This is a genomic window from Exiguobacterium sp. s46, assembly GCF_018618875.1.
In the GTDB taxonomy this organism is placed as follows: Bacteria; Bacillota; Bacilli; order Exiguobacteriales; family Exiguobacteriaceae; genus Exiguobacterium_A; species Exiguobacterium_A abrahamii.
In genome coordinates, this window is record NZ_JACSMY010000001.1 from 1,361,843 (window position 1) to 1,383,520 (window position 21,678).

Annotated in this window: 20 protein-coding genes and 1 other annotated feature (1 of these 21 running past the window's edge); of the genes, 2 read left to right on the top strand and 18 right to left on the bottom strand. The window is 50.3% G+C overall.

What is annotated here, in order from left to right:
• Window positions 1-55: 55 nt before the first annotated feature.
• The 4 genes from KNQ08_RS07240 to KNQ08_RS07255 form a co-directional block, all read right to left on the bottom strand.
• Entirely contained in the window at window positions 56-967 is a 912-nt protein-coding gene (locus KNQ08_RS07240; protein ID WP_058704466.1) for an FUSC family protein, read from the bottom strand.
• Entirely contained in the window at window positions 964-1,842 is an 879-nt protein-coding gene (locus KNQ08_RS07245; RefSeq protein WP_353049220.1) for a DUF4097 family beta strand repeat-containing protein, read from the bottom strand. The genes KNQ08_RS07240 and KNQ08_RS07245 overlap by 4 nt, the downstream gene beginning before the upstream one ends.
• 229 nt (window positions 1,843-2,071) lie before the next feature.
• Window positions 2,072-2,761 (bottom strand): metal-dependent hydrolase, encoded by a 690-nt coding sequence (locus tag KNQ08_RS07250; RefSeq protein ID WP_023468776.1) that lies wholly within the window; start codon window positions 2,759-2,761, stop codon window positions 2,072-2,074.
• 19 nt (window positions 2,762-2,780) lie between these two features.
• Window positions 2,781-3,095, bottom strand: a complete 315-nt coding sequence (locus tag KNQ08_RS07255; RefSeq protein WP_023468777.1) for a winged helix-turn-helix transcriptional regulator — start codon at window positions 3,093-3,095, stop codon at window positions 2,781-2,783.
• A 104-nt stretch (window positions 3,096-3,199) separates the two neighbouring features.
• On the opposite strand from KNQ08_RS07255, the gene KNQ08_RS07260 reads away from it, so the two are divergent.
• Together KNQ08_RS07260 and KNQ08_RS07265 are read left to right on the top strand one after the other, a co-directional pair.
• Window positions 3,200-3,691 (top strand): lactoylglutathione lyase family protein, encoded by a 492-nt coding sequence (locus tag KNQ08_RS07260; protein WP_023468778.1) that lies wholly within the window; start codon window positions 3,200-3,202, stop codon window positions 3,689-3,691.
• A 2-nt stretch (window positions 3,692-3,693) separates the two neighbouring features.
• Complete coding sequence (locus KNQ08_RS07265; protein WP_214805174.1) at window positions 3,694-4,665, top strand: zinc-binding dehydrogenase; 972 nt, start codon at window positions 3,694-3,696, stop codon at window positions 4,663-4,665.
• A 108-nt stretch (window positions 4,666-4,773) separates the two neighbouring features.
• Here the strand turns inward: KNQ08_RS07265 and KNQ08_RS07270 are convergent, their stop codons facing one another.
• From KNQ08_RS07270 to ileS, 14 genes are all read right to left on the bottom strand, one after another.
• Window positions 4,774-5,583: a GNAT family N-acetyltransferase gene (locus KNQ08_RS07270; protein WP_214805176.1), complete on the bottom strand. Its 810-nt coding sequence runs from the start codon at window positions 5,581-5,583 to the stop codon at window positions 4,774-4,776.
• Window positions 5,584-5,663: 80 nt separating this feature from the next.
• Complete coding sequence (gene pyrE, locus KNQ08_RS07275; RefSeq protein WP_432277382.1) at window positions 5,664-6,305, bottom strand: orotate phosphoribosyltransferase; 642 nt, start codon at window positions 6,303-6,305, stop codon at window positions 5,664-5,666.
• Window positions 6,293-6,994 carry an orotidine-5'-phosphate decarboxylase gene (pyrF, locus tag KNQ08_RS07280; RefSeq protein ID WP_149427618.1) on the bottom strand — a complete coding sequence of 234 codons (702 nt, stop codon included), beginning with the start codon at window positions 6,992-6,994 and terminating at the stop codon, window positions 6,293-6,295. The genes pyrE and pyrF overlap by 13 nt, the downstream gene beginning before the upstream one ends.
• A complete protein-coding gene (locus KNQ08_RS07285) occupies window positions 6,969-7,901 on the bottom strand; it encodes a dihydroorotate dehydrogenase (protein ID WP_214805178.1) in 933 nt (310 codons plus the stop codon). Before KNQ08_RS07285 ends, pyrF begins: the two co-directional genes overlap by 26 nt.
• On the bottom strand, window positions 7,898-8,629 hold the full coding sequence (locus KNQ08_RS07290) for a dihydroorotate dehydrogenase electron transfer subunit (RefSeq protein ID WP_214805180.1): 732 nt from the start codon (window positions 8,627-8,629) through the stop codon (window positions 7,898-7,900). The genes KNQ08_RS07285 and KNQ08_RS07290 overlap by 4 nt, the downstream gene beginning before the upstream one ends.
• Window positions 8,626-11,835 (bottom strand): carbamoyl-phosphate synthase large subunit, encoded by a 3,210-nt coding sequence (gene carB / locus KNQ08_RS07295; protein ID WP_055968653.1) that lies wholly within the window; start codon window positions 11,833-11,835, stop codon window positions 8,626-8,628. The genes KNQ08_RS07290 and carB overlap by 4 nt, the downstream gene beginning before the upstream one ends.
• A complete protein-coding gene (locus KNQ08_RS07300) occupies window positions 11,828-12,916 on the bottom strand; it encodes a carbamoyl phosphate synthase small subunit (protein ID WP_023468786.1) in 1,089 nt (362 codons plus the stop codon). The genes carB and KNQ08_RS07300 overlap by 8 nt, the downstream gene beginning before the upstream one ends.
• Entirely contained in the window at window positions 12,909-14,180 is a 1,272-nt protein-coding gene (locus tag KNQ08_RS07305) for a dihydroorotase (protein WP_214805182.1), read from the bottom strand. The genes KNQ08_RS07300 and KNQ08_RS07305 overlap by 8 nt, the downstream gene beginning before the upstream one ends.
• Window positions 14,164-15,099 (bottom strand): aspartate carbamoyltransferase catalytic subunit, encoded by a 936-nt coding sequence (locus KNQ08_RS07310; protein WP_149427623.1) that lies wholly within the window; start codon window positions 15,097-15,099, stop codon window positions 14,164-14,166. Before KNQ08_RS07310 ends, KNQ08_RS07305 begins: the two co-directional genes overlap by 17 nt.
• A 123-nt stretch (window positions 15,100-15,222) precedes the next feature.
• Window positions 15,223-16,536, bottom strand: coding sequence for a uracil-xanthine permease family protein (locus tag KNQ08_RS07315; RefSeq protein ID WP_050677526.1), 1,314 nt, complete (start codon window positions 16,534-16,536; stop codon window positions 15,223-15,225).
• A gap of 51 nt (window positions 16,537-16,587) precedes the next feature.
• Window positions 16,588-17,118 carry a bifunctional pyr operon transcriptional regulator/uracil phosphoribosyltransferase PyrR gene (gene pyrR / locus KNQ08_RS07320; protein WP_035396895.1) on the bottom strand — a complete coding sequence of 177 codons (531 nt, stop codon included), beginning with the start codon at window positions 17,116-17,118 and terminating at the stop codon, window positions 16,588-16,590.
• 248 nt (window positions 17,119-17,366) lie between these two features.
• Window positions 17,367-18,290, bottom strand: a complete 924-nt coding sequence (locus tag KNQ08_RS07325; RefSeq protein WP_023468791.1) for an RluA family pseudouridine synthase — start codon at window positions 18,288-18,290, stop codon at window positions 17,367-17,369.
• Complete coding sequence (gene lspA, locus KNQ08_RS07330; protein ID WP_023468792.1) at window positions 18,287-18,763, bottom strand: signal peptidase II; 477 nt, start codon at window positions 18,761-18,763, stop codon at window positions 18,287-18,289. The genes KNQ08_RS07325 and lspA overlap by 4 nt, the downstream gene beginning before the upstream one ends.
• Before the next feature lie 72 nt (window positions 18,764-18,835).
• The gene (ileS, locus tag KNQ08_RS07335) at window positions 18,836-21,571 is read right to left on the bottom strand and encodes an isoleucine--tRNA ligase (RefSeq protein ID WP_214805184.1); all 2,736 of its coding nucleotides are present in this window, start codon (window positions 21,569-21,571) and stop codon (window positions 18,836-18,838) included.
• Between the two features lie 57 nt (window positions 21,572-21,628).
• Window positions 21,629-21,678, bottom strand: a binding site (T-box leader); it runs 191 nt beyond the window's last position.

Consider the following 21,678-nt stretch of genomic DNA (forward strand, 5'->3'; position numbering starts at 1 on the left):
AAAAAAGCGCTGTTTTTCCTAAATGTCACTTAGGAGAAACAGCGCTTTTTCATCTTCACTTCATTTTTTCTAACTGTTCCCGGTAATCGAGTAAATGCCCATGGATGATATCCTTCGCCTCGCTTAATTCTTGATCGAATGAGAACATCGCCTGTTTTCGTTCGTGAGAGAAGATGACATCGTAATGATGGCTGAGTAAGAAATCAATTTCCTGACCGAGCGTCTTTTCCTGTTCTTCTGTCATCGGGATATCCCGATGACTGGCAATGCTTTCAAGCAAGACGAGCAACTTGTCTTCAAGATCGACAAGCTCCTTCAGTCGAATGAACGCTTCACTTTGACCGCTCGCCACTAATGGATATTTTTGATCCTCTTGAAGCATCAACATCATTTCCTCATGTTTGAGGATTTGTTTACGGACGGCAAGCAAGCGTCCATCATCTTGCACAAGGCTTCGCCAATCTTCCATCAACTGTTGCGTCGTTTTTTTGACGAGTAACAGTAAGCGGTCTTCATAATGTGGTGGGAAGACGATGTAATTGACGAGGACGGCAGATAATACCCCAACGACAGTCAACAACGACCGTGATAAGGCATAGTGGACGTAGTCAGCGGTCGGGCTCTCGAACATCAAGACGATCGCAAAAGCAGCGAATGTCGACATATCCGTTCGTCCAATCATCGAATTGAGGACGAGCGAGACGACGACGGCGAGTCCGATCGTCAGTGGATTGGCACCAAGTGTCGCAACGATCGCGAGTCCACACATCAGTCCGAGTACCGTTCCGAAAATTCGATTGAAAACGATTTTAAATGAACGATGGATCGTCGGTTGCATCGCAACGATGGCTGCGACAGCCCCCATTCCTGAATAAATACCGAATACATACCAAGAGATGCTGAGTGCAAGAGCTACCGCGATACCGGTCTTGATCGTTCGAAGTCCAATCCGAAACTTTAATTTCACTCGAGCGTCACCTGCCCGACTTCACTATTGACTGTCACTTCCGGTTTTTCTTGTTTCGACAGTTCATAAATCGTCTCATCCTTATTCTTTTGTTTCGTATATCGGTCAGAGGCTTTAATATCGCCTCCCGTGTCAATCGTAATCGTACCGGCTGATTTATCTGGTTTTAGCTTCGTCGCGCCGTCAATCGTTGTGACATCAAGACTCAATTTCGCCATATAGTCTGCCAGCGAGACACTTTCGCCTGTCACCTGCGCATGGACGGCGTCCATTTCCTTGACGGAAATCGCACGTGTAGCATTCAGTGTAATCTCATCACCTTTTACTTTATCGAGACTCATCGCTTCTCCGTCCATCTCGATCGTTTTTGCGTAGATGCCCATTCCTTTAAGTGTTCCAGCATCGACATCGACACGGTTCATATAACTTGGTAGTCCCACTTGAATCGTATAGTCTGCTGTTTTTTCGCTCGGACGATTGCCAAGTCGAGATAGCCAACCATCTCGTCCTGTCACCGTCACCGTATTCGTCGATGTACTGATTTTCAGTCGTTTGCCACTCGACGCACTATCGACGAGCTTGATTTGGACGTTTCCATCTGTGCTTCGAACGAATTGTACCGTTGCGTGCGGCGCCTCGATGGCGAGAGATTTATAGCGATTCGTCGTTTTGAATGTTTCGCCTCGTGATAACAATTCCGTTGAGACGAGCAATGTGATCGAATAGATGACGACAAGTCCGAGAATGACACCACCGTATAAATAAAGCGGTCGCTTCACTGGTCCTTTTTCTCCAATCCGGTTCAACCGTGCATCCATCTTTTGTTTTTGTTTATTTTTTAAGCGTGTGAACGACGATTGTTTTCGTTTCCGCACACTCCTACTGTTATGCTCTTCCATATCAGCCCCTCCATCTCATGTCTACCATTATTCCGAATATCTGAATCGGCTGTCAACAGCCCCCTTCTTATCATAGAAGAAGTTCACCGTTTCGCCATCGGGCGGAAGAAGGAAGCGTCATCGGATGAACCACTGACATTCCAGAAGAATAATCGACAAAAAGGAGAGGAACATTGACGTTTCCTCTCCTTTGCTTAAGAACGGATTATAATTCGAGTGACTCGCCGATTGCGAGCGGATGACCAGTTTGACCTTGCGCTTCAATCTTTTCACAGAATGCGTTCGCATCTTGTTTGATTAAATCAAATGTATCGTAGTGGATTGGTACGACGGCTTTCGCTTGCAACATATCTGCAGCGATCAACGCATCATCCGGACCCATCGTGAAGTTATCACCGATCGGTAAGAAGGCTAAATCGATTTCGTGATGGGCGCCATAAAGGGCTAAATCCCCGAACAGTGCCGTATCGCCTGCATGATAGATTTCCTTTCCTTCGATCGTCAGCAAGAATCCAGCCGGCATCCCCATGTACGTAATCGTCTGTTTTTCCTCATCGATGATACTTGATGAATGGAATGCCTGTGTCATCTTCACTTTACCAAACGGGAATTCAAACTGTCCGCCGAGATTCATCGGATGAACGTTGAGGCCTTTGAAACTCAGATACGTCGCCAGTTCATGAGTAGCAATGATTGTAGCTCCCGTGGCTTTTGCGATACGTTCCGCATCAAGCATATGATCGGCATGGGCATGGGTTAACAAAATAAAATCTGCCTTGACGTCATCTGGATTCGTCGTCGCTTTTTCGTTACCGCTAAAGAATGGATCGATGACGAGATGATGCCCGTTCGTCTCGATTGTTACTGTCGATTGTCCGTGATAAGTCAATTTCATGAGTGTCACTGCCTCTCGTTTAGGATTCGGATAATTGATTCCCTTCCCCCCACGCGCATAAACCTTTCATGGCCGGTTGCAGTGTAAATGCCGCTTCTGTCAATTTGTATTCGACGTGTAAGACGGCTTCATCATACTCAATCCGCTCGATCATTCCGAGACGTTCGAGTTCTTTTAATTGATCCGTCAAGACTTTCCGAGAAATCCCGGGAATGGCACGTTGTAACTCTAAAAAACGTTTCGGACCGTTCTCTAACGTGCAATATAATTGTGGACGCCATTTTCCGCCGATGATGGCGAGCGCCCGATTGACCGGAAATTGTTCTGTCGACATGTTGTTCTCTCCTCCACAGTAGTTACTTCAAAGTGCGTACTATGCAATCGAGTGTAGCGTAAGTTAGAGTATGCGTAAATCATTTTGCAAAAGGAGTGTTAAGCATGACGTATCCACGTAATTTTTCGCACATCGGTCTTTCTGTACCGAATCTCGACGAAGCCGTCCGTTTTTATCAAGAGGTGATGGGTTGGTATATCATCATGGAACCATCTGATGTCCTCGAAGATGACTCTGCCATCGGTGTCATGTGTACGGATGTCTTTGGTGCAGGATGGAACAAGTTCCGAATTGCTCACATGGCGACAGGTGACCGCATCGGAATCGAGTTGTTCGAGTTCCCTAACAATGAACAACCCGAAAATAACTTCGAATTCTGGAAAACAGGCATCTTCCATTATGCGATCCAAGATCCAGACGTCGAAGGACTCGTTGAAAAAATCGTTGCCCATGGTGGTAAACAACGGATGCCAATCCGCGAATACTATCCGGGAGACAAGCCGTATCGAATGGTCTACTGTGAGGACCCATTCGGTAACCTCGTCGAAATCTACTCTCACTCGTATGAACTCACCTATTCGGAAGGAGCGTATTAAACATGAAAGCATGGTTAAATCACTCAGGTACAGCCATTGATCAATGGACATTCGAAGAGGTCGAGACACCGACGCCAGGAGAAGGTCAAGCCTTGATTCGTGTCAAGACCGTCGCGCTGAATCCTGTCGACTATAAGGCGACCAACAATCCAGCTTGGACGTTCCCGCATATTCCGGGCGTCGATCTAGCTGGTGTCGTCGAACAAATCGGTCCCGGCGCAGAAGTGAAAATCGGCGATCGTGTAGCGATTCATACGAACCTGCAACGCGATGGCGCTTTTGCTGAATATGCACTCGTCGATACACGTGCCCTCGCCCTGATTCCGGAAGACGTCTCATTCGCTGAAGCCGCTGCGATTCTTTGCGCAGGAATGACTGCCTATGAAGCCATCGTTCAGAAGATGAACACGACAGGGAAAGAAACGATCCTTATCCATGCTGGTGCAGGTGGTGTTGGTGGCATCGGCATTCAACTCGCGAAACGCCTGGGTCTTAAGGTCGCGACGACTGCTTCGACGGAAAATCATGAGTGGGTCAAGCGACTCGGTGCCGATCTTGCCATCGACTACAAAAAAGAAAATGTAACGGATGTCATCCGCGATTGGACGAACGGTCGCGGCGCTGACTTGATTTTCAATACGGTCGGTCGAGATGAAGCAACAGCGGATCTCGGACGTCTTGCCTTCTCGGGGCAACTTGCATTCATCGCCGGTGGTCCCGATCAGTCGGTCGTCAAGCCGTTCACGCTCTCCCCTTCGATTCATGAAGTGGCACTCGCGGCTGCTTATGCCAGCGAAGATGACCGTGCCATCCGAAACCTCGGTCATATGGCAAGCGAGTTATTAAAACTCGTCGCAGCAAAAGAACTCGATCCACTCGTCACAGAAGAGATTCCAGCAGTAGACATCGTCAAAGGATTGCAACGTCTATCTGAACGCCACGTCCGTGGTAAAATCATCGCTACATTCAATTGATTTCTCAGTTTGACATGAAACAGCCGATCGTCCTTAGATAACAGGATGATCGGCTGTTGTTGTACATATCAATGTCTAGACATGTCCAAGAAATAAGTGGCTCGATATTCATCGATAGCGGTCTTGTTTCTTGATATGTAAGGATCGTCCGACTAACTCGAAACCGACATGCTGATAGATCTTATTCGCTGTCTGGTTCGACCAATCGGTGTAGAGCGTCACGACCGGATAAGACTTTAGTAGATGTTCAGATAGTTTGGCGACGAGATAAGAGGCATACCCATTTCCACGCAGTTCTTTCGGCGTATAGACGTACGAAATCGTAATCCCAGTTTGCGTCGGACGCGTCGCTGCTGCCATCGCGACAAGCGTATCTCCACGAAACAGTCCGAACAAGCTTCCTTGGTGGATGTGTCGCGTCATCGACTGATGGAGTTGCGTAAGCTGTCGCTCAGAAGGTCGCGTTTCAACTTCATATAAAAATCCGGACGCAAACGCTAAGGCTTGCTGTCTTTCATCGTCCGAAATCGGTCGAAAGACGACATTTTTCGGAACCTGCGGCATCTCGACCTTCGTCAATGCATACATCCCCTGTTCCATATGTACCTCATACATGGAATGTGGGAGTAACAGCGGCGCTAAGATAGCCTGTTCTCCGACGAATCCTGGACTATCCAGAATTCGCGCAAGCTTTCGGATTCCTTCTTGCGAGAACACATCCCCTGCGACGATGGCTTGCTCCGGTATCGTTTGCAATATGATGAGACGATGATCGCCTTCTTGTGCCGTTGCCATCAAGAGCGGTTCATCCCCACGTTCTAATATGCCAAGAATCAACTGATGGGTATCCGGACGTTCAAGCAAAAACGGGAGGACGACCTTTTTGAACTGTTCATAATCACGATAATGCGTCACCATAGTCGACGACCTCCTTTATTTTTCTAGTGTACCAAAACATTCACTAGAAATCGTAGGTCGTCCGACGGAATCTATCGATTTTAGACGTTCGCTGTAAAACGTTCGCTCCAAGCGACTGGATCTTTCGACCAATCCGCTAACTGTTTTTGCTCTTCTATAGTAATATCGCCTTGTTGTTGTGCGGTTTCGAGTAACGCTTCGAACGTCAGTAATGCATCCGCTTCAATCTTTGCGTCGCGGAGATTATTTGACAAGCGCTCCATTCCGTACGAGAAGATCGCTTGAATGCGAATGACATCTGCTCCCTTCGCTTGCAGAGCTTCCGCCGCTTCGATCGCAGACATCCCTGTCGATAATAAGTCTTCGATGACGACGACACGTTGTCCAGGTTGAATGACACCTTCGATTTGATTCCCTTTACCGTGTTTCTTATTCCCACTACGTACGTAGACCATCGGTAATCCTAACCGTTCTGCGACGAATGCTGCATGCGGAATGCCTGCCGTCGCAGTTCCAGCAATCACATCGACTGCAAGTCCCTTCACTTTCTCAGCGAGTGCATCGGCAATCAAGGAACGAACTGACGGGTACGAGAGCGTCAAGCGATTATCACAATAGATCGGTGAACGAAGTCCACTCGCCCATGTGTATGGATCGTTTGGCGATAAGGTGACGGCTTCAATACGGAGTAACGCACTAGCGATTGGATTTACCATGAGAATTGCCCCTTCCATTGTTCAAGTAACATGTGATAGACCTGTTCTGGATGTTCAGCACGCGTAATCGGACGACCGATGACTAAATCCGACGCTCCATTTTGACGAGCATCAAGAACGGTCGCGACCCGCTTTTGATCATCCGCTTGACTGTTCGTCGGACGAATGCCGGGTGTGACGAACCGAAAATCTGCTCGACAGGCTGGAACTAATTCTGGAAGATCGAGTGCTGAACAGACGATACCATCTAGTCCTGCTGCTTCTGCGAGTTGCGCATACGCACGAACGACAGTCGGCATCGCTCCTTCAATCTTTAAATTGCGTAACATCGCTTCATCCGTCGATGTCAACTGAGTCACGCCAATCAGTTGTGTCTCGGCGTTCGTCTCACGCAGTCCTTCTCGCGCCGCGATCATCATCTCTTTTCCACCAGCAACATGGACGTTCGTCAGTTCGACGCCTAGCTGTCCGATGACCCGCATCGTCCGGCGCGCCGTTTCTGGAATGTCGTGGACTTTGACATCGAGGAACACCGCGTGTCCACGCTCGACGAGTTTACGGACGAACGTTCCGCCTGCTGCATAAAATAATTCCATCCCGATTTTAACAGCAGGTCGTGTCGCTTCAAACCGTTCGAGAAACGAAAAGACTTCTGCTTCGGTCGGAAAATCAAGCGCGATGTAAAGTTGATTCATATGCTTTCCCCCTGATGTCTAAAATATGATCGATGCCAAGTTCGTTCATCCGTTCTGGTAACTGCTGAATCAATTCTTGACAGATGTATGGATTGACGAAGTTTGCGGTACCGACGGCAACAGCCGAAGCCCCGGCGTAAATCATTTCGAGGACATCATCGACCTCCATCACGCCACCCATGCCGATGATCGGGATCGAGACGACTTGCGCGACATCATGAATCATCCGAATCGCAACCGGTTTGATCGACGGACCGGATAATCCACCGATACGGTTCGCAAGGATCGGCTGTCCCGTCCGGACATCGATTCGCATCCCAACGAGTGTATTGATCATCGTCAGTCCGTCTGCGCCCGCTGCTTCGACGGCACGCGCCATCTCAACGATCGAGGTGACGTTCGGTGATAGTTTGACGTAGACCGGTTTAGTCGAGACTCGTTTGACGCGTCGGGTCAACTCAGCGGCAAGCAACGGATCCGTTCCGAACTGGATTCCACCCGATTTGACGTTCGGACAGGAAATATTTAATTCCAGTGCATGAACGCCAGGATGCTGACTCATTTTTTCTGCGACGAGCTCATATTCTTCCGGTGTCGAACCCGCGACATTGGCGATGATCGCCGTATCGAACGTCTCGAGAAAAGGCAATTTATTCGTTAGGATACCATCGACACCCGGGTTTTGGAGTCCGATTGCATTCAACATCCCCATCCCACTCTCTGCGACACGCGGCGTCGGGTTTCCGTAACGTTCTTCCCCCGTCGCTGCTTTAATCATGATCGCCCCAAGCTCTGATAAATCATACAACTTCGCATATTCCTCACCGAATCCAAAACATCCGGATGCTGGCATGATCGGATTTTTTAAAGAGAGTCCCGGCAACTCGACACGCAATCGTTCCGTCATAATACGACCTCCTCTGCCCGAAAGACTGGACCATTGGAACACGTCTTGACGTATCCGCCCGTCGGTGTTTGACAGACACAGGCAAAGCATGCTCCGATACCGCACCCCATTCGGTTTTCGATCGACAGATACTTATGTTCGATCGGTTGTTGCTGTAACGTTCGCAACATCGGTTCCGGTCCGCAGGCGAGTAGGACATCGTAGCTTTCTGGACGTAAGGCTGCCGTGACGAATCCTGTCGTACCATGCGTCCCATCGACGGTCGTGACCGTCGTCTTACCGAGTGCTTGGAATTCCGCTTCGTAAAAAACGCTTGTTGCCGTATCGAATCCTAGAATTGCTTCACATGTCACGCCCCGGGCGACAAGTTGGCGCATCGTCTCATACAGCGGCGGGACACCGATTCCCCCACCAACGAGGACGACGCGTTGAGTTGGATGGATAGCAGCAATCGGAAACCCGTTTCCAAGCGGTCCGAGGGCATCGATCGTATCATCCGGACGCAAAGAAGCCAGTTCTGCTGTTCCTTGTCCGATTTCTTTAAAGAGAAACGTGATCAAATCATGGTCGACCCGTGCAATCGAGATCGGTCGGCGTAAGAGTGGCCCGACGCGAAGATGCATGAATCGCCCTGGCGCGATGACCTGAGGTTGCTCAAGGCGACAGACGAGTTCTGTCGCACCTTGAGCTACCGTTCGTCGAGAGACGACCGTCAAGAGTTGCTTCATTGGATCACCACTTTCTTTTCATGTGTGAAGGCTTGGATTGCACTGGCTTCAAACGAGCGACTTTCGATGACACGTAGAATTGCTTCCGCCGTATCGAGTGATGTCAGACAGACGACTTGATTCTCGGCTGCTGCCCGGCGAATGATGAAGCCATCTTTCGTGACTTGCGAGTCCCGACTCATCGTATTGATGACGTATTCGATCTCCCCTTTTTCAATCACGTCGAGCATCGATTCGGAAGACGAGTCGATTTTGCCGACCGTCTGGACCGGTAATCCTTGCTCCGTCAAGTACGCTGCCGTTCCTTCCGTTGCAAGTAACGTGAATCCAAGTGAGGCAAAGCGACGTGCGAGATCCGTCATTTCTGCTTTATCTGGATCTGCGACTGTCAAGAGGACACGACCGTGCTCTGGAATCGCCATCCCTGATGCGAGCAACCCTTTATAGAGCGCTTTTTCGAGCGTCCGGTCCGTTCCGATGACTTCACCGGTTGATTTCATCTCCGGTCCGAGTGTCGGATCAACTTCTTTAAGCTTCGCAAATGAGAAGACCGGTACTTTGACCGAGACGAGTGGTTCTTCCGGTAGGACACCACTTGTTAATCCATAAGAAGCGAGTGTCTCACCGAGAATGATGTCCGTTGCGAGACGCGCGACCGGAAGTCCCGTCACTTTCGAGATGAATGGCACCGTCCGGCTAGCACGCGGATTGACTTCAAGGACATAGAGAGCGCCGTCCGCGTAGACGAACTGGATGTTGAGTAAGCCTTTGATGCCGAATGCTTTCGCAATCCGTGTCGTGTAGTCGACAATCCGGTCCTTGATGTCTTGGGAGACACGTTGTGGCGGATAGACACCAATCGAGTCACCCGAGTGAACACCGGCACGTTCGATGTGCTCCATGATGCCTGGAATGACGACATCCGTTCCGTCGCAGATCGCGTCGACCTCGAGTTCGATTCCTGTCAGGTAGCGGTCTACGAGGACTGGTCGTTCCGGTGAGGCGATGACCGCGTGTTTCATGTAATGTTCCAGTTCTTCTTGAGCATAAACGATTTCCATTGCCCGACCGCCGAGGACATACGATGGACGAACGAGGACCGGGTAACCGAGTGACGCTGCTGCCGTGACCGCTTCTTCAACCGTCACGGCCGTTTTACCCGGTGGCTGTGGAATGTCGAGCGCAGTCAACGCTGCTTCGAACTGTTTCCGGTCCTCAGCCCGGTCGAGATCCTCAAGCGATGTCCCGAGGATTTTTACACCTTCTGCTGCTAATGACTCGGCTAAGTTGATCGCCGTCTGTCCACCGAACTGGACGATGACACCGAGCGGACGTTCATTTCGGATGACTTCCAGTACATCCTCCGTCGTCAGTGGTTCAAAGTAAAGCCGATCGGAAATCGAGAAGTCGGTCGACACGGTTTCCGGATTGTTGTTGACGATGATTGCTTCGTAGCCGGCTTGACGAATCGCTTGAATCGAATGGACTGTCGCATAATCGAACTCGACGCCTTGACCAATCCGGATCGGTCCCGATCCTAGGACGAGAATCGAAGAACGGTTCGTCGCGATGGCTTCATTTTCGCGTTCGTATGTCCCGTAGTAGTACGGCGTGTCGGACGCGAACTCTGCCGCACACGTATCGACCATCTTATAGACCGGGTGAATCGCTTGTGCTTCACGCATCCGGCGAATCTCCGTTTCCGTTTGTCCGGTGATCCGGGCGAGCATCGGGTCACTGAATCCATACCGCTTCACATGCAGGAGTAGTTCAGGTGTCAAACCAGCTGCGACCGATTGCTCGAGCTGCCAAATATGGTGCAACTTCTCGAGGAACAGGCGATCAATCGCCGTCCAGTCATGAATCTGTTCGACGCTGTAACCGCGGACGAAGCCCGCGTACAAGGCGAAGAGTCGATCGTCGGTCGCTTGGCGAATCGCTTGTTGTAAGGCATCGTCTGCCATTTCGATGAAGCGTGGCATATACAGATCCGCTGTACCGATCTCGAGTGAACGAACGGCTTTTAGTAAGGCCTCTTCCATCGTCCGTCCCATTGCCATGACCTCACCAGTTGCTTTCATTTGTGTGCCGAGTGTCCGGTCTGCCGTTTCGAATTTATCGAACGGCCAGCGCGGAATCTTGGCGACGACATAATCGAGTGCCGGTTCGAACGAAGCGAAACTTGTCTCGGTGATCGGGTTCTTTAATTCGGATAAGGCATACCCGACGGCAATTTTCGCAGCCAGTTTTGCGATTGGATAACCCGTCGCTTTTGACGCGAGTGCGGACGAGCGTGAGACACGTGGATTGACTTCGATGACATAGTAGTCGAAGCTCGTCGGATCCAGTGCGAACTGGATGTTACATCCACCCTCAATCCCGAGTGCACGAATGATATCGAGCGAGACGTTTCGTAGCAATTGATAATCGCGATCCGATAGCGTTTGTGTCGGAGCGAAGACGATCGAGTCTCCAGTATGAACACCGACGGGATCGAAGTTTTCCATCGCACAGACGATGATCGCCTGATTCGTCGCATCGCGCATGACTTCGAACTCGACTTCCTTCATCCCGGCAATTGATTTTTCTAGAAGTACTTGTGTTGCCGGACTTGCCTTGAGTCCCCCTTCGACGATTCGCGTGAACTCTTCTGGTGTGTTGGCGATTCCACCGCCCGTTCCTCCAAGCGTATACGCTGGACGGATGATGATCGGTAGACCGATCTGTTGCCGGAATTGTTGTGCCTCTTCAAGCGTATGCACGATTTCACTGTCCGGCACACCATGCCCGCGTTTAAACATCAGTTGACGGAACAAATCACGATCTTCTGCCTCTTCGATTGCTGACAATTTCGTACCGAGTAACTCGACACCATACTCAGCAAGGACACCGAGACGATCCAGTTCGACAGCCAAGTTCAGACCCGTTTGACCTCCGAGTGTCGCAAGCAAAGCATCCGGACGTTCCTTGCGGATGATCCGTGAGACGAACTCTGCTTGGAGGGGCTCGATGTAGACACGATCAGCGACCGTTGGATCCGTCATGATCGTTGCTGGGTTCGAGTTGACGAGGATGACTTCATATCCTTCTTCCTTCAAGGCTTGACACGCTTGTGTTCCAGCGTAGTCGAATTCAGCTGCTTGTCCGATCACGATAGGACCGGACCCGATAACGAGAATTTTCTGGATATCTTGACGTTTAGGCATGAGAGACCTCCTGTTGTTTCGTGATTTCTTCTAAAAACTGTTGGAATAGACCGTTCGCATCCATCGGACCAGGTGATGCTTCCGGATGGTACTGGACGGAGAAGACCGCTGCTGTCGTATGACGGATTCCTTCGACCGTTCCGTCGTTGATCGCAAGATGCGTCACTTCAAGCACGGTATCGCGTAATGACTGTTCGTCGACGGCATACCCGTGGTTTTGCGACGTGATATCGACGCGACCAGTCCGGATATCTTGGACTGGATGATTCGCCCCTCGGTGACCGAATGGGAGCTTGAACGTATCCGCCCCGTGCGCTAGTGCGATCAACTGATGACCGAGACAGATGCCGAAGATGACGACTTTTCCCGTCAATTCTTGAATCATCGGAATCGCTGTCGGGACATCCTTTGGATTCCCTGGTCCGTTCGATAGCATTACACCGTCCGGACGATAGCGTAAGACTTCCGTTGCACTGACGTCGTAGGGCACGACGACGACTTCACAGCCGCGTTTGACGAGTTCGCGGACGATTCCGAGCTTCGCACCGAAATCGACGAGAACGATCCGCGGTCCAGCACCCGGAATGATGTACGCTCGTTCCGTTGAAGCCCGCTTGACTTGATCCGTCTCGATAGGTGCATTTTGAAGATGAACCAGTTCTGCTGCTAAATCGAACTCACCGTCAACGAGTCGTCCACGCATGACACCTTTCGAACGGATATGCCGTGTCAGTTGACGCGTATCGATTCCACTTAATCCTGGAATATCAAGATCTTGAAGTGCTGCATCGAGCGACATCTCACTTCGGAAATTCGACGGCGTCTGACAATGTTCACGTACGATCAGTGCTTTAGCGAGCGGACGCGTCGTCTCATAATCTTCTCGATTAATCCCGTAGTTTCCGATCAACGGGTTCGTCAACACGATCATCTGATCGCAGTAAGATGGATCCGATAACATTTCCTGATATCCTGTCATTCCGGTCTGGAAGACGACCTCTCCTGTTGTTGTCGTATCTGAGCCAAACGCCGTTCCTTCAAACGTCATCCCATCTTCTAGTATCAGTGTCCGTTTACGCATGTGCTGTGTCCTCCTTGAATACGATTTCTCCCTTGACGAGCGTCATGACCGGGAATCCTTTTAACCGTTCTCCTGCGAACGGTGTGTTCTTGCCTTTTGAGCGGAATCGTTCCGGTGATACGGTACGCTCCGTTTCTAGATCAAGCAAAACTAGATCTGCTTCCGCCCCCACTTCGAGTTTCCCGTAAGGAAGTTCAAAGATGGCTGCTGCCTTGTCCGTTAAATTCCGGATCAGTGTCTCAAGTGTCATCTCTCCTTCAGAGACGAGTTTCGTATAGAGCAGTGGGAAGGCCGTCTCGAACCCTGTGATGCCGAACGGGGCACGTTCGATACCGAGTGCCTTCTCTTCTGCCGCATGTGGAGCGTGATCAGTCGCGATGCAATCAATCGTTCCGTCCGCTAGCCCCTCGAGCAATGCTTGGCGATCTGCTTCACTCCGTAAGGGAGGATTCATTTTAAAGTTCGGATCCTGATTCGGTATGTCTTCATCGATCAATACCAGATGGTGCGGTGCGACTTCTGCCGTCACCCGGACCCCTGCTCGTTTCGCGTCACGGATGACACGGACCGATTCCTTCGTCGAGACATGACAGACGTGATAATCACAGCCGGTCTCTTCTGCAATCAGGACATCACGTGCGATGTGGATGCTCTCAGCAAGCGACGGAATACCTTGTAGTCCTTCTCGTCGACTGTAGTTCCCCTCGTGCACACATCCTGCTTTTAGCGAATCATCTTCACAGTGGGCAACGATCGTTTTCCCGAGGCGTGCCGCTTGTTGCATCGCTGTCCGCATGACTGCTGCCGTCTGGACGCCGACACCGTCATCCGTGAACGCGACGGCATCTGTTAATTGGTCGAACGCGACGAGTTCTTGTCCGAGTTGATTTTTTGAAATCGCCGCGTAAGGCAAAACCCGGACGGACGCCGTCTCTTCAATCTTTTGGAACAAAGCATCGAGTGTTTGACGATCGTCTGGTACGGGGCGCGTGTTCGGCATCGGACAAATCGTCGTGAATCCACCCGCTGCCGCCGCTGCCGTGCCGGTCGCAATCGTCTCCTTATGTTCGCCACCCGGTTCCCGCAGGTGGACATGGATGTCGACGAATCCTGGTGCGACGAATAAGCCGGACGCATCAATGACCGTTTCATTCGCTTGCGGTGTTGCTGCTAAATCCGTGATTTTCCCGGCTTCAATCCGAATATCTCCAGTTCGAACTTGTCCCGCCTCGTACCATCTCGCATTCTCAATTCGTGTTGTCATCTGCATCGTCTCCTTTGATTGATTTCGTTGAAAAGCACCATTCCAGAATCGCCATCCTTGCAAAGACACCGTTTTTCATCTGTTCAAAAATCCGCGATCGCGGATGTTCGACCAGTTCGTCGGCAATCTCGACTCCCCGATTGACCGGTGCCGGATGAAGCACGATCGCGGAATGCTTCAGACGGTTCATCCGCTCATGTGTCAATCCGTGCGTTGTGTGGTAGACTGCTGGGTCAAATCGTGTCGTCCCGTCATGCCGTTCGTGCTGGACACGCAGTAACATCAAGATGTCGCACTGCTCGACGGCTTCATCCATCGGAAGATACGGTATGCCCATCGCAGGGTCGTACCACTCAATAGGTCCTGATCCATAAACGATGGCACCGAGTCGCTTTAAGATGTCCGCGTTCGATCGGGCGACGCGACTATGTTGTAAGTCCCCACAGATGACGACGACTTTTCCTTCGACCGTTCCGTACGTTTCGACCATCGTCATCAAATCGAGTAAGGACTGGGACGGATGTTGACCGCTCCCGTCTCCCGCATTGATGATCGGAATATCGAGTGTCTGCATCAGTTCTTCGTAATATCCGGTTGCTCCGTGGCGAATGACCAAAGCATCTGCGCCGATTGCTTCGAGTGTCTTGCATGTATCGCGTAACGTTTCTCCTTTTTGCACGGAGGAAGTCGCCGTTTCGAACGGCAGTAGATGCATGTTCAGACGATGCTCTGCCATCTCAAAGGAAGAGCGTGTCCGAGTCGAGTTTTCAAAGAACAGATTGACAAGCGTCTTATCGGAATAATCTGGCGCTGGCTCGCCTCGTTTAAAAGCGAGACTGCGTTCAATCAAAGAATTAATTTCTGTCGTGGATAAACTTTCTAGGTTGACGAAATGCCGGGTTTTTAGGATCGTCTTCATATCATTCACTCCTCTTCAGGTCATGAAAAAGGCGCACCTTCTAAGTGAAGGTGCGCCGAAAGAAGGCAGAGTGATTCCCTGCATCTTTTCATGGCCTTCACTTTATCGTTCTCTCGGAACGTCTTAAAAGTTGTTAGCTACCGATTGAGTTGTAGAGGTTTCCGTTGTTTCTTCGACCTGCTCTGTCGTTTTTGGAAGGACTAGATTCAGGATGATTCCAAGAATCGTCGCTAGTGCCATTCCTTCGAGAGAGAAGTTGCCGATTTTAAGCGCCGCGCCTCCGATACCTGTGACGAGAATGACGGCTGTAATCGTCAAGTTCCGTTTATCGGCAAGATCGATCTTACTTTCCGTCAGCGTCCGGAGACCGTTCGACGCGATGACTCCGAATAGGAGGATACTGATCCCACCCATGACCGGTGTCGGAATCGTCTTGATGAACCCTTCGACATATCCGAGGAATCCGAAGCTGATCGCAAGAACCGCCGCACCACCGAGGACATAGACACTGTAGACACGTGTGATCGACATGACACCGTTGTTCTCACCATACGTCGTAACCGGCGGTCCGCCAAGCATCGACGCGACTGTCTTCGCGATCCCGTCACCTAGTACGGTCCGGTGCATCCCTGGATCGAGGAGCGTCTCGCGCCCGATGATCCGTGATGTCACTTTTTGTTCGCCGATATGCTCCGTCAGTGTGACGAGCGTCACAGGAACGATCAGAAGCAAGGCGGCTGTATTCCACGATGGTGTGTAATTCAAGAACGGAATCGTGAAGTCCGGCACGTGGAAGAACGTGGCTTGTTGGAGTGGTGTGAAGTCAATGATTCCGACCGATGCCGCAACGAGATAACCAACTGTGATCCCGAACAAAATCGGAATCGTGCTCCACATTCCTTTTAAGTACGTCATCGCAAGGAGTGTGACGCCGAGCGTGACCATCGCAACGAGGAAGTACAGTCCGTTGTACTTACCGTCCGCTCCGTTCATCGCCATGTTGACAGCGGTCGGGGCGAGCGATAGACCGATGACCATGATGACCGGTCCGATGACGACCGGTGGGAGTAAGCGAAGCAACCAAGCAGCTCCCGTGTAGCGGATGAGGAGTGAGACAAGTCCGTAGACGAGTCCAGCGACCATTCCGCCGATTAAGGCATCCTCGACACCCCACCGCTCACTGACGGCGATGATCGGGGCGATGTAGGCAAAACTCGAACCAAGATATGTGGGTACTTTGAAGCGGGTGACGGCGAGGAAAATCAGTGTGCCGACTCCGCTTGCGACGAGCGCGACCGATGTGTTGAGTCCCGTTAAGAGCGGGACGAGCACGGTCGCACCAAACATCGCGAAGACGTGTTGTAAGCTGAGCATCAGCCAGTTTAGAGGGTGAGTAGGTACTTCTTGTACATCAAGTACTGCGGCATGTTTTGCCATATGGATGACTCCCTTTCTGGTCTCTCTGGACCACCTTAAAGGTTTTGAATTTTAGCGTTTAATGAATACTTGATCGGCTTCATCGACTTCGGCGAGCGCGACGACGACTTGTTCCTCACGGGATGTCGGAACGTTCTTACCGATGAAATCTGGTCGAATCGGTAACTCCCGATGTCCGCGGTCGACGAGGACAGCAAGTTGAATCATACTCGGTCTTCCGTGATCGACGAGCGCATCCATCGCGGCGCGAACGGTGCGTCCTGTGTAGAGGACGTCGTCAACGAGGACGACGATTTTCCCGGTGATGTCTTCCGGTAAATCAGAACCTTTGATTTCTGGTTCTAAACTTCGTTTCGACAAGTCATCCCGGTACATTGAGATGTCGACGACACCGAGTAAGACCGGTTTTCCTTCGATTTGTTCGATGCGCTTCGCAAGTCGACGAGCGAGTGTCTCGCCTCGCGTCTTGATTCCGACAATCATCAAATCATGAATTCCTTTGTTACGTTCGATGATTTCATGGGCGATCCGTGTCAGTGCACGTCCGATCGCGGCTTCATCTAAGATGACGGCTGGTTTCATGTTTTCTCCTTTCATACAAAAGACCTTCTGCGGAAATCCGCAGAAGGTCATCGAAGACAGAATCATGGCATACGTCATGTATGCATGCCTACACACAATCGTGGTAGGTTCTCCCTTTCGCAGCCTCTCCGGACTCGATTAAAGGTGATACTAGTTAGGTAGGATCGTAACTCGGACGACCGAAGTGTCAGTAGAGGATGTCTCGCATCGCTCTCTAGGTGATACTCTACCGTTTTATTAGAAAAACGTCAAGACTCTAATTCAAGTTTTTTCAATTGACCGATTTCAAATGTCATCTCTTCTGGGAGCGGTGCTTCAAAGCGCATCCACTCACCTGTGCGTGGGTGTTCGAAACCGAGAACCGCAGCATGCAAGGCTTGACCGTTCATTTTCATCGTCTTGCGTGGACCATATTTCGGGTCACCCGCAAGCGGGAAACCGATATAACGCATATGGACTCGGATTTGGTGCGTCCGTCCTGTTTCAAGTTTACATTCAACGACCGTAAAGCCTTCGTATCGATCGAGAACACGGAAATGGGTTACGGCAGACTTTGAATTCTTATCCGTTACCGTCATCCGTTGACGGTCGTTCTTATCGCGTCCGATCGGCGCTTCGATCGTTCCGAGTTCGTGCGGGATTTCACCGTGCACGAGCGCGATGTAGAGACGTTCCGTTGTCTTCTCTTTTAATTGATGCGCCAGTGACTCATGCGCTAAGTCGTTCTTAGCGACCATCAACAGACCTGACGTATCCTTATCGATTCGGTGAACGATTCCTGGACGTTTGACGCCATTGATGCCTGAGAGATCTTGACAGTGGTGTAATAAGGCGTTGACGAGCGTTCCTGAGACATGCCCTGCCGCCGGGTGGACGACCATCCCTTTTGGTTTGTTGACGACGATGACGTCCGAGTCCTCATACACGACTTCAAGCGGGATGTCTTCCGGTAAGATCTCGAGCTCCACCGCTTCCGGGATATGAACGACAATCGATTCCGTTCCCGATAATTTATAGTTCGGTTTGACGACACGACCATCGACTTCGACACGTCCCGCTTTCAACCATTCCTGTACTTGCGAACGCGACCAATCGTTTTGTTCTGCGAGCCATTTATCAATGCGCCCTGTCGCTCCATCCGCTTGTACGGACCATGTTTCTACTTCATTCATTTATCCATCGTTCCTTTCTTAGTCAACCGTTCTTCGAACATGACGCTGATCAGCATCGTGATGACACCAAACGTCAAACAGACGTCTGCGACATTAAAGATCGGAAAATTATAGCCGAACGGGAAGAAATGGAAGAAATCAACGACTTCTCCTCGTGCCATTCGATCAATGAAATTTCCGATCGCACCACTGAGCAATAACGCGATGCTCCAAGCAAATACCTTATTTTTCGTGCCTTCCTTGTAGAGGAAGTAAATCAATCCAATGACGACGACGACTGTAACGATGAAGAAAAAGCCGAATTTACCTTCGAGCATTCCCCACGCAGCGCCTCGATTTCGATACGAGTTGAGATAAAAGAAATCCGGAATGACCGTGATCGCTTGACCGATCGTCATGTTTTGAACGACAATCCATTTCGTCAACTGGTCGATTCCAACGAGTAAAGCAGCAATCCCTAAGTAAAGCCACATCCTATTGTCCTCCGCATCCAAAAATAATGAGGGACGTCCTGCGAAGTCGCAGTCGCCCCTCCCTTTGTATCATTATAAAGAATTGACGACTTCAGTACAACGTGGGCAAAGCGTCGGATGAGCCGGATCTTGTCCGAGTTCCGTCGAATATGTCCAACAACGTTCACATTTTTCACCGTCAGCTTTTTGAACCGTGATGCCGGTCGTCTCATACATCTTATCCGCCGTTTCCACGAATTCGAGTTGTGAGACTTGGAGTAACTGCTCAAGATGATCGATTGTTCCGAGCAAGGCTTTCGTCTCTTCCTTTGGTGCAAGCAAGAGTTTCGCTTCGAGTGTCTTACCGACGAGTTTCTCAACACGCGCTTCCTCGAGTGCTTTTAAGACATCATCGCGGAACGTCAGGAACGCGTTCCATTTCTCGATGAGGGCAAGTCCTTCTTCTGAGACTTCGACCGTTTCCGGAAGGTCTGTCAGGAAGATACTCTTCGTCTCAACAGCTGGTACGAATTCCCATGCTTCGTCTGCTGTGTGAGGCAAGACTGGTGCCATCAATTGCAATAAGGCAACGACTGTATCATACATGACCGTCTGAACCGCACGACGCGATGTCGCGTCTGCTTTTTCGATATACAGGATATCTTTCGTGTAATCGAGGTAGAACGACGACAAATCAAGGACACAGAAGTTGTGGAGCAATTGATAGACCGACATGAAGTCGTACGCATCATAAGCCGCTTTTACTTTTCCAACAAGTTGGTCCAGTTTCGTCCGCATGAAACGGTCTGACTCTGGTAAGTCTTCAAATGCGACGCGGTGCGTCGCAGGATCGAATTGATCCAAGTTTCCGAGGAGGAAACGAACCGTGTTGCGGATTTTACGATAGGATTCTGAGACTTGTTTAAAGTTATCCATCGATGCCCGGACATCAGCTTGATAATCGACAGATGCGACCCATAAGCGAAGGATCTCTGCTCCGAATTGTTGCATGACTTGGATCGGTGCAATCGTGTTACCGATCGATTTCGACATCTTGCGACCTTGACCATCCAGAACGAATCCGTGACTGACGACCGCTTTGTATGGTGCTTTTCCTGTCGTTGCGACGGCTGTCGATAGCGACGAGTTGAACCAACCACGATATTGGTCAGATCCTTCAAGATAGAGATCCGCTGGACGTGTCAATTCAGGACGTGTCGCAAGGACACCGGCATGTGATGAACCAGAATCGAACCAGACATCCATGATGTCCGTTTCTTTTTTGAAGATACCGTTCGGGCTTGCTGGATGTGTGAATCCTTCAGGAAGCAAGTCGACTGCTTCGCGCTCATACCAGACATTTGATCCGTGAGCTGCAAATAAATTCGCGATATGATCAATCGTTTCTGGTGTGACGATTTCCGTTCCATCTTCAGCATAGAAGATTGGAAGTGGAACGCCCCAAGCACGTTGACGTGAGATGACCCAGTCGCCGCGGTCTTTGAACATGTTGTGGAGACGTGTTTCGCCCCACTCTGGTACCCACTGGACGCCTTTGATTTCATCAAGGATTTCCGCACGGAAGTCTTTGATTGAAGCGAACCACTGTGGCGTTGCCCGGAAGATGACCGGTTTTTTCGTCCGCCAGTCGTGTGGATACGAGTGTTTGATGAACGACAGTTTTAAGAGAGCGCCTGCTTCTTCGAGTGCGAGACCGATTTCTTTGTTCGCATCTTCATAGAACATGCCTTCGAATCCAGGAGCTTCTGCTGTCATGACCCCTTTATCGTCGACTGGGCAAAGAACGTCAAGACCGTACGCTTGACCGATACGGAAGTCATCTTCCCCGTGACCTGGAGCCGTATGCACGACACCTGTCGCTTCCGCTGTAACGTGATCGCCAAGCATGACGAGTGATTCACGGTCGTACAATGGATGTTTTGCTTTCATGTATTCGAAGTCCGCACCATTAAAGATACGTCCGACTGTTGCGTCTTCCAATCCGAGTGCTTCGATGACTTCAGGGACGAGTGTTTCCGCTACGATATAGCCTTTTCCTTGATATTCGATCCGCGCATATGTCAGTTCCGCACTGACAGAGATTCCGAGGTTCGCTGGAATCGTCCATGGTGTCGTCGTCCAGATGACGAAATGATCCGTCGGCTCTAAGATGTTTTTCCCGTCCATGACTTGGAACGCGACATAGATAGCAGCTGACCGTTTATCTTGATATTCGATTTCTGCTTCAGCGAGTGCTGATTCAGAAGACGGTGACCAATAGACCGGTTTCTTCCCTTTGTAGATATAGCCTTTGTTCGCCATATCCCCGAATAAACGAATTTGAGCTGCTTCAAATTCTGGTTGCAGGGTGATATATGGGTTGTCATAGTCACCGAGAACGCCGAGGCGTTTGAACTGTTCGCGTTGGTGATCAACTTGTTCGAGCGCATATTTCGCACATAATTCACGGAATTCAGCGACCGTCATCGATTTACGATCAACACCGGCTTTTTGAAGTGCAGTTTCGATTGGTAATCCGTGTGTGTCCCAACCAGGCACGTACGGAGACTGGAAGCCATTCATCGATTTATAACGAACGATGATGTCTTTTAAGACTTTGTTTAATCCGTGACCCATGTGGATGTCACCATTCGCATACGGAGGACCATCGTGGAGGATGAACGTTGGCTTTCCAGCATTCTTTTCCTGGACCGCAGCGTAGAGATTCATCTCTTCCCATCGTGCTTGCATATCTGGTTCACGTTTTGGCAAGTTGCCTCGCATTAAAAACTCCGTTTTCATCATCAATAAGGTTTCTTTGTAATCCATCTGACCATCTCTCACCTTTCGCTTTAAAAGTACAAAAAAAGCCAAGCTCATCCCTGAGATAGGGACGAGCTTGGCTGAACTCGCGGTACCACCCTACTAATCCCGCT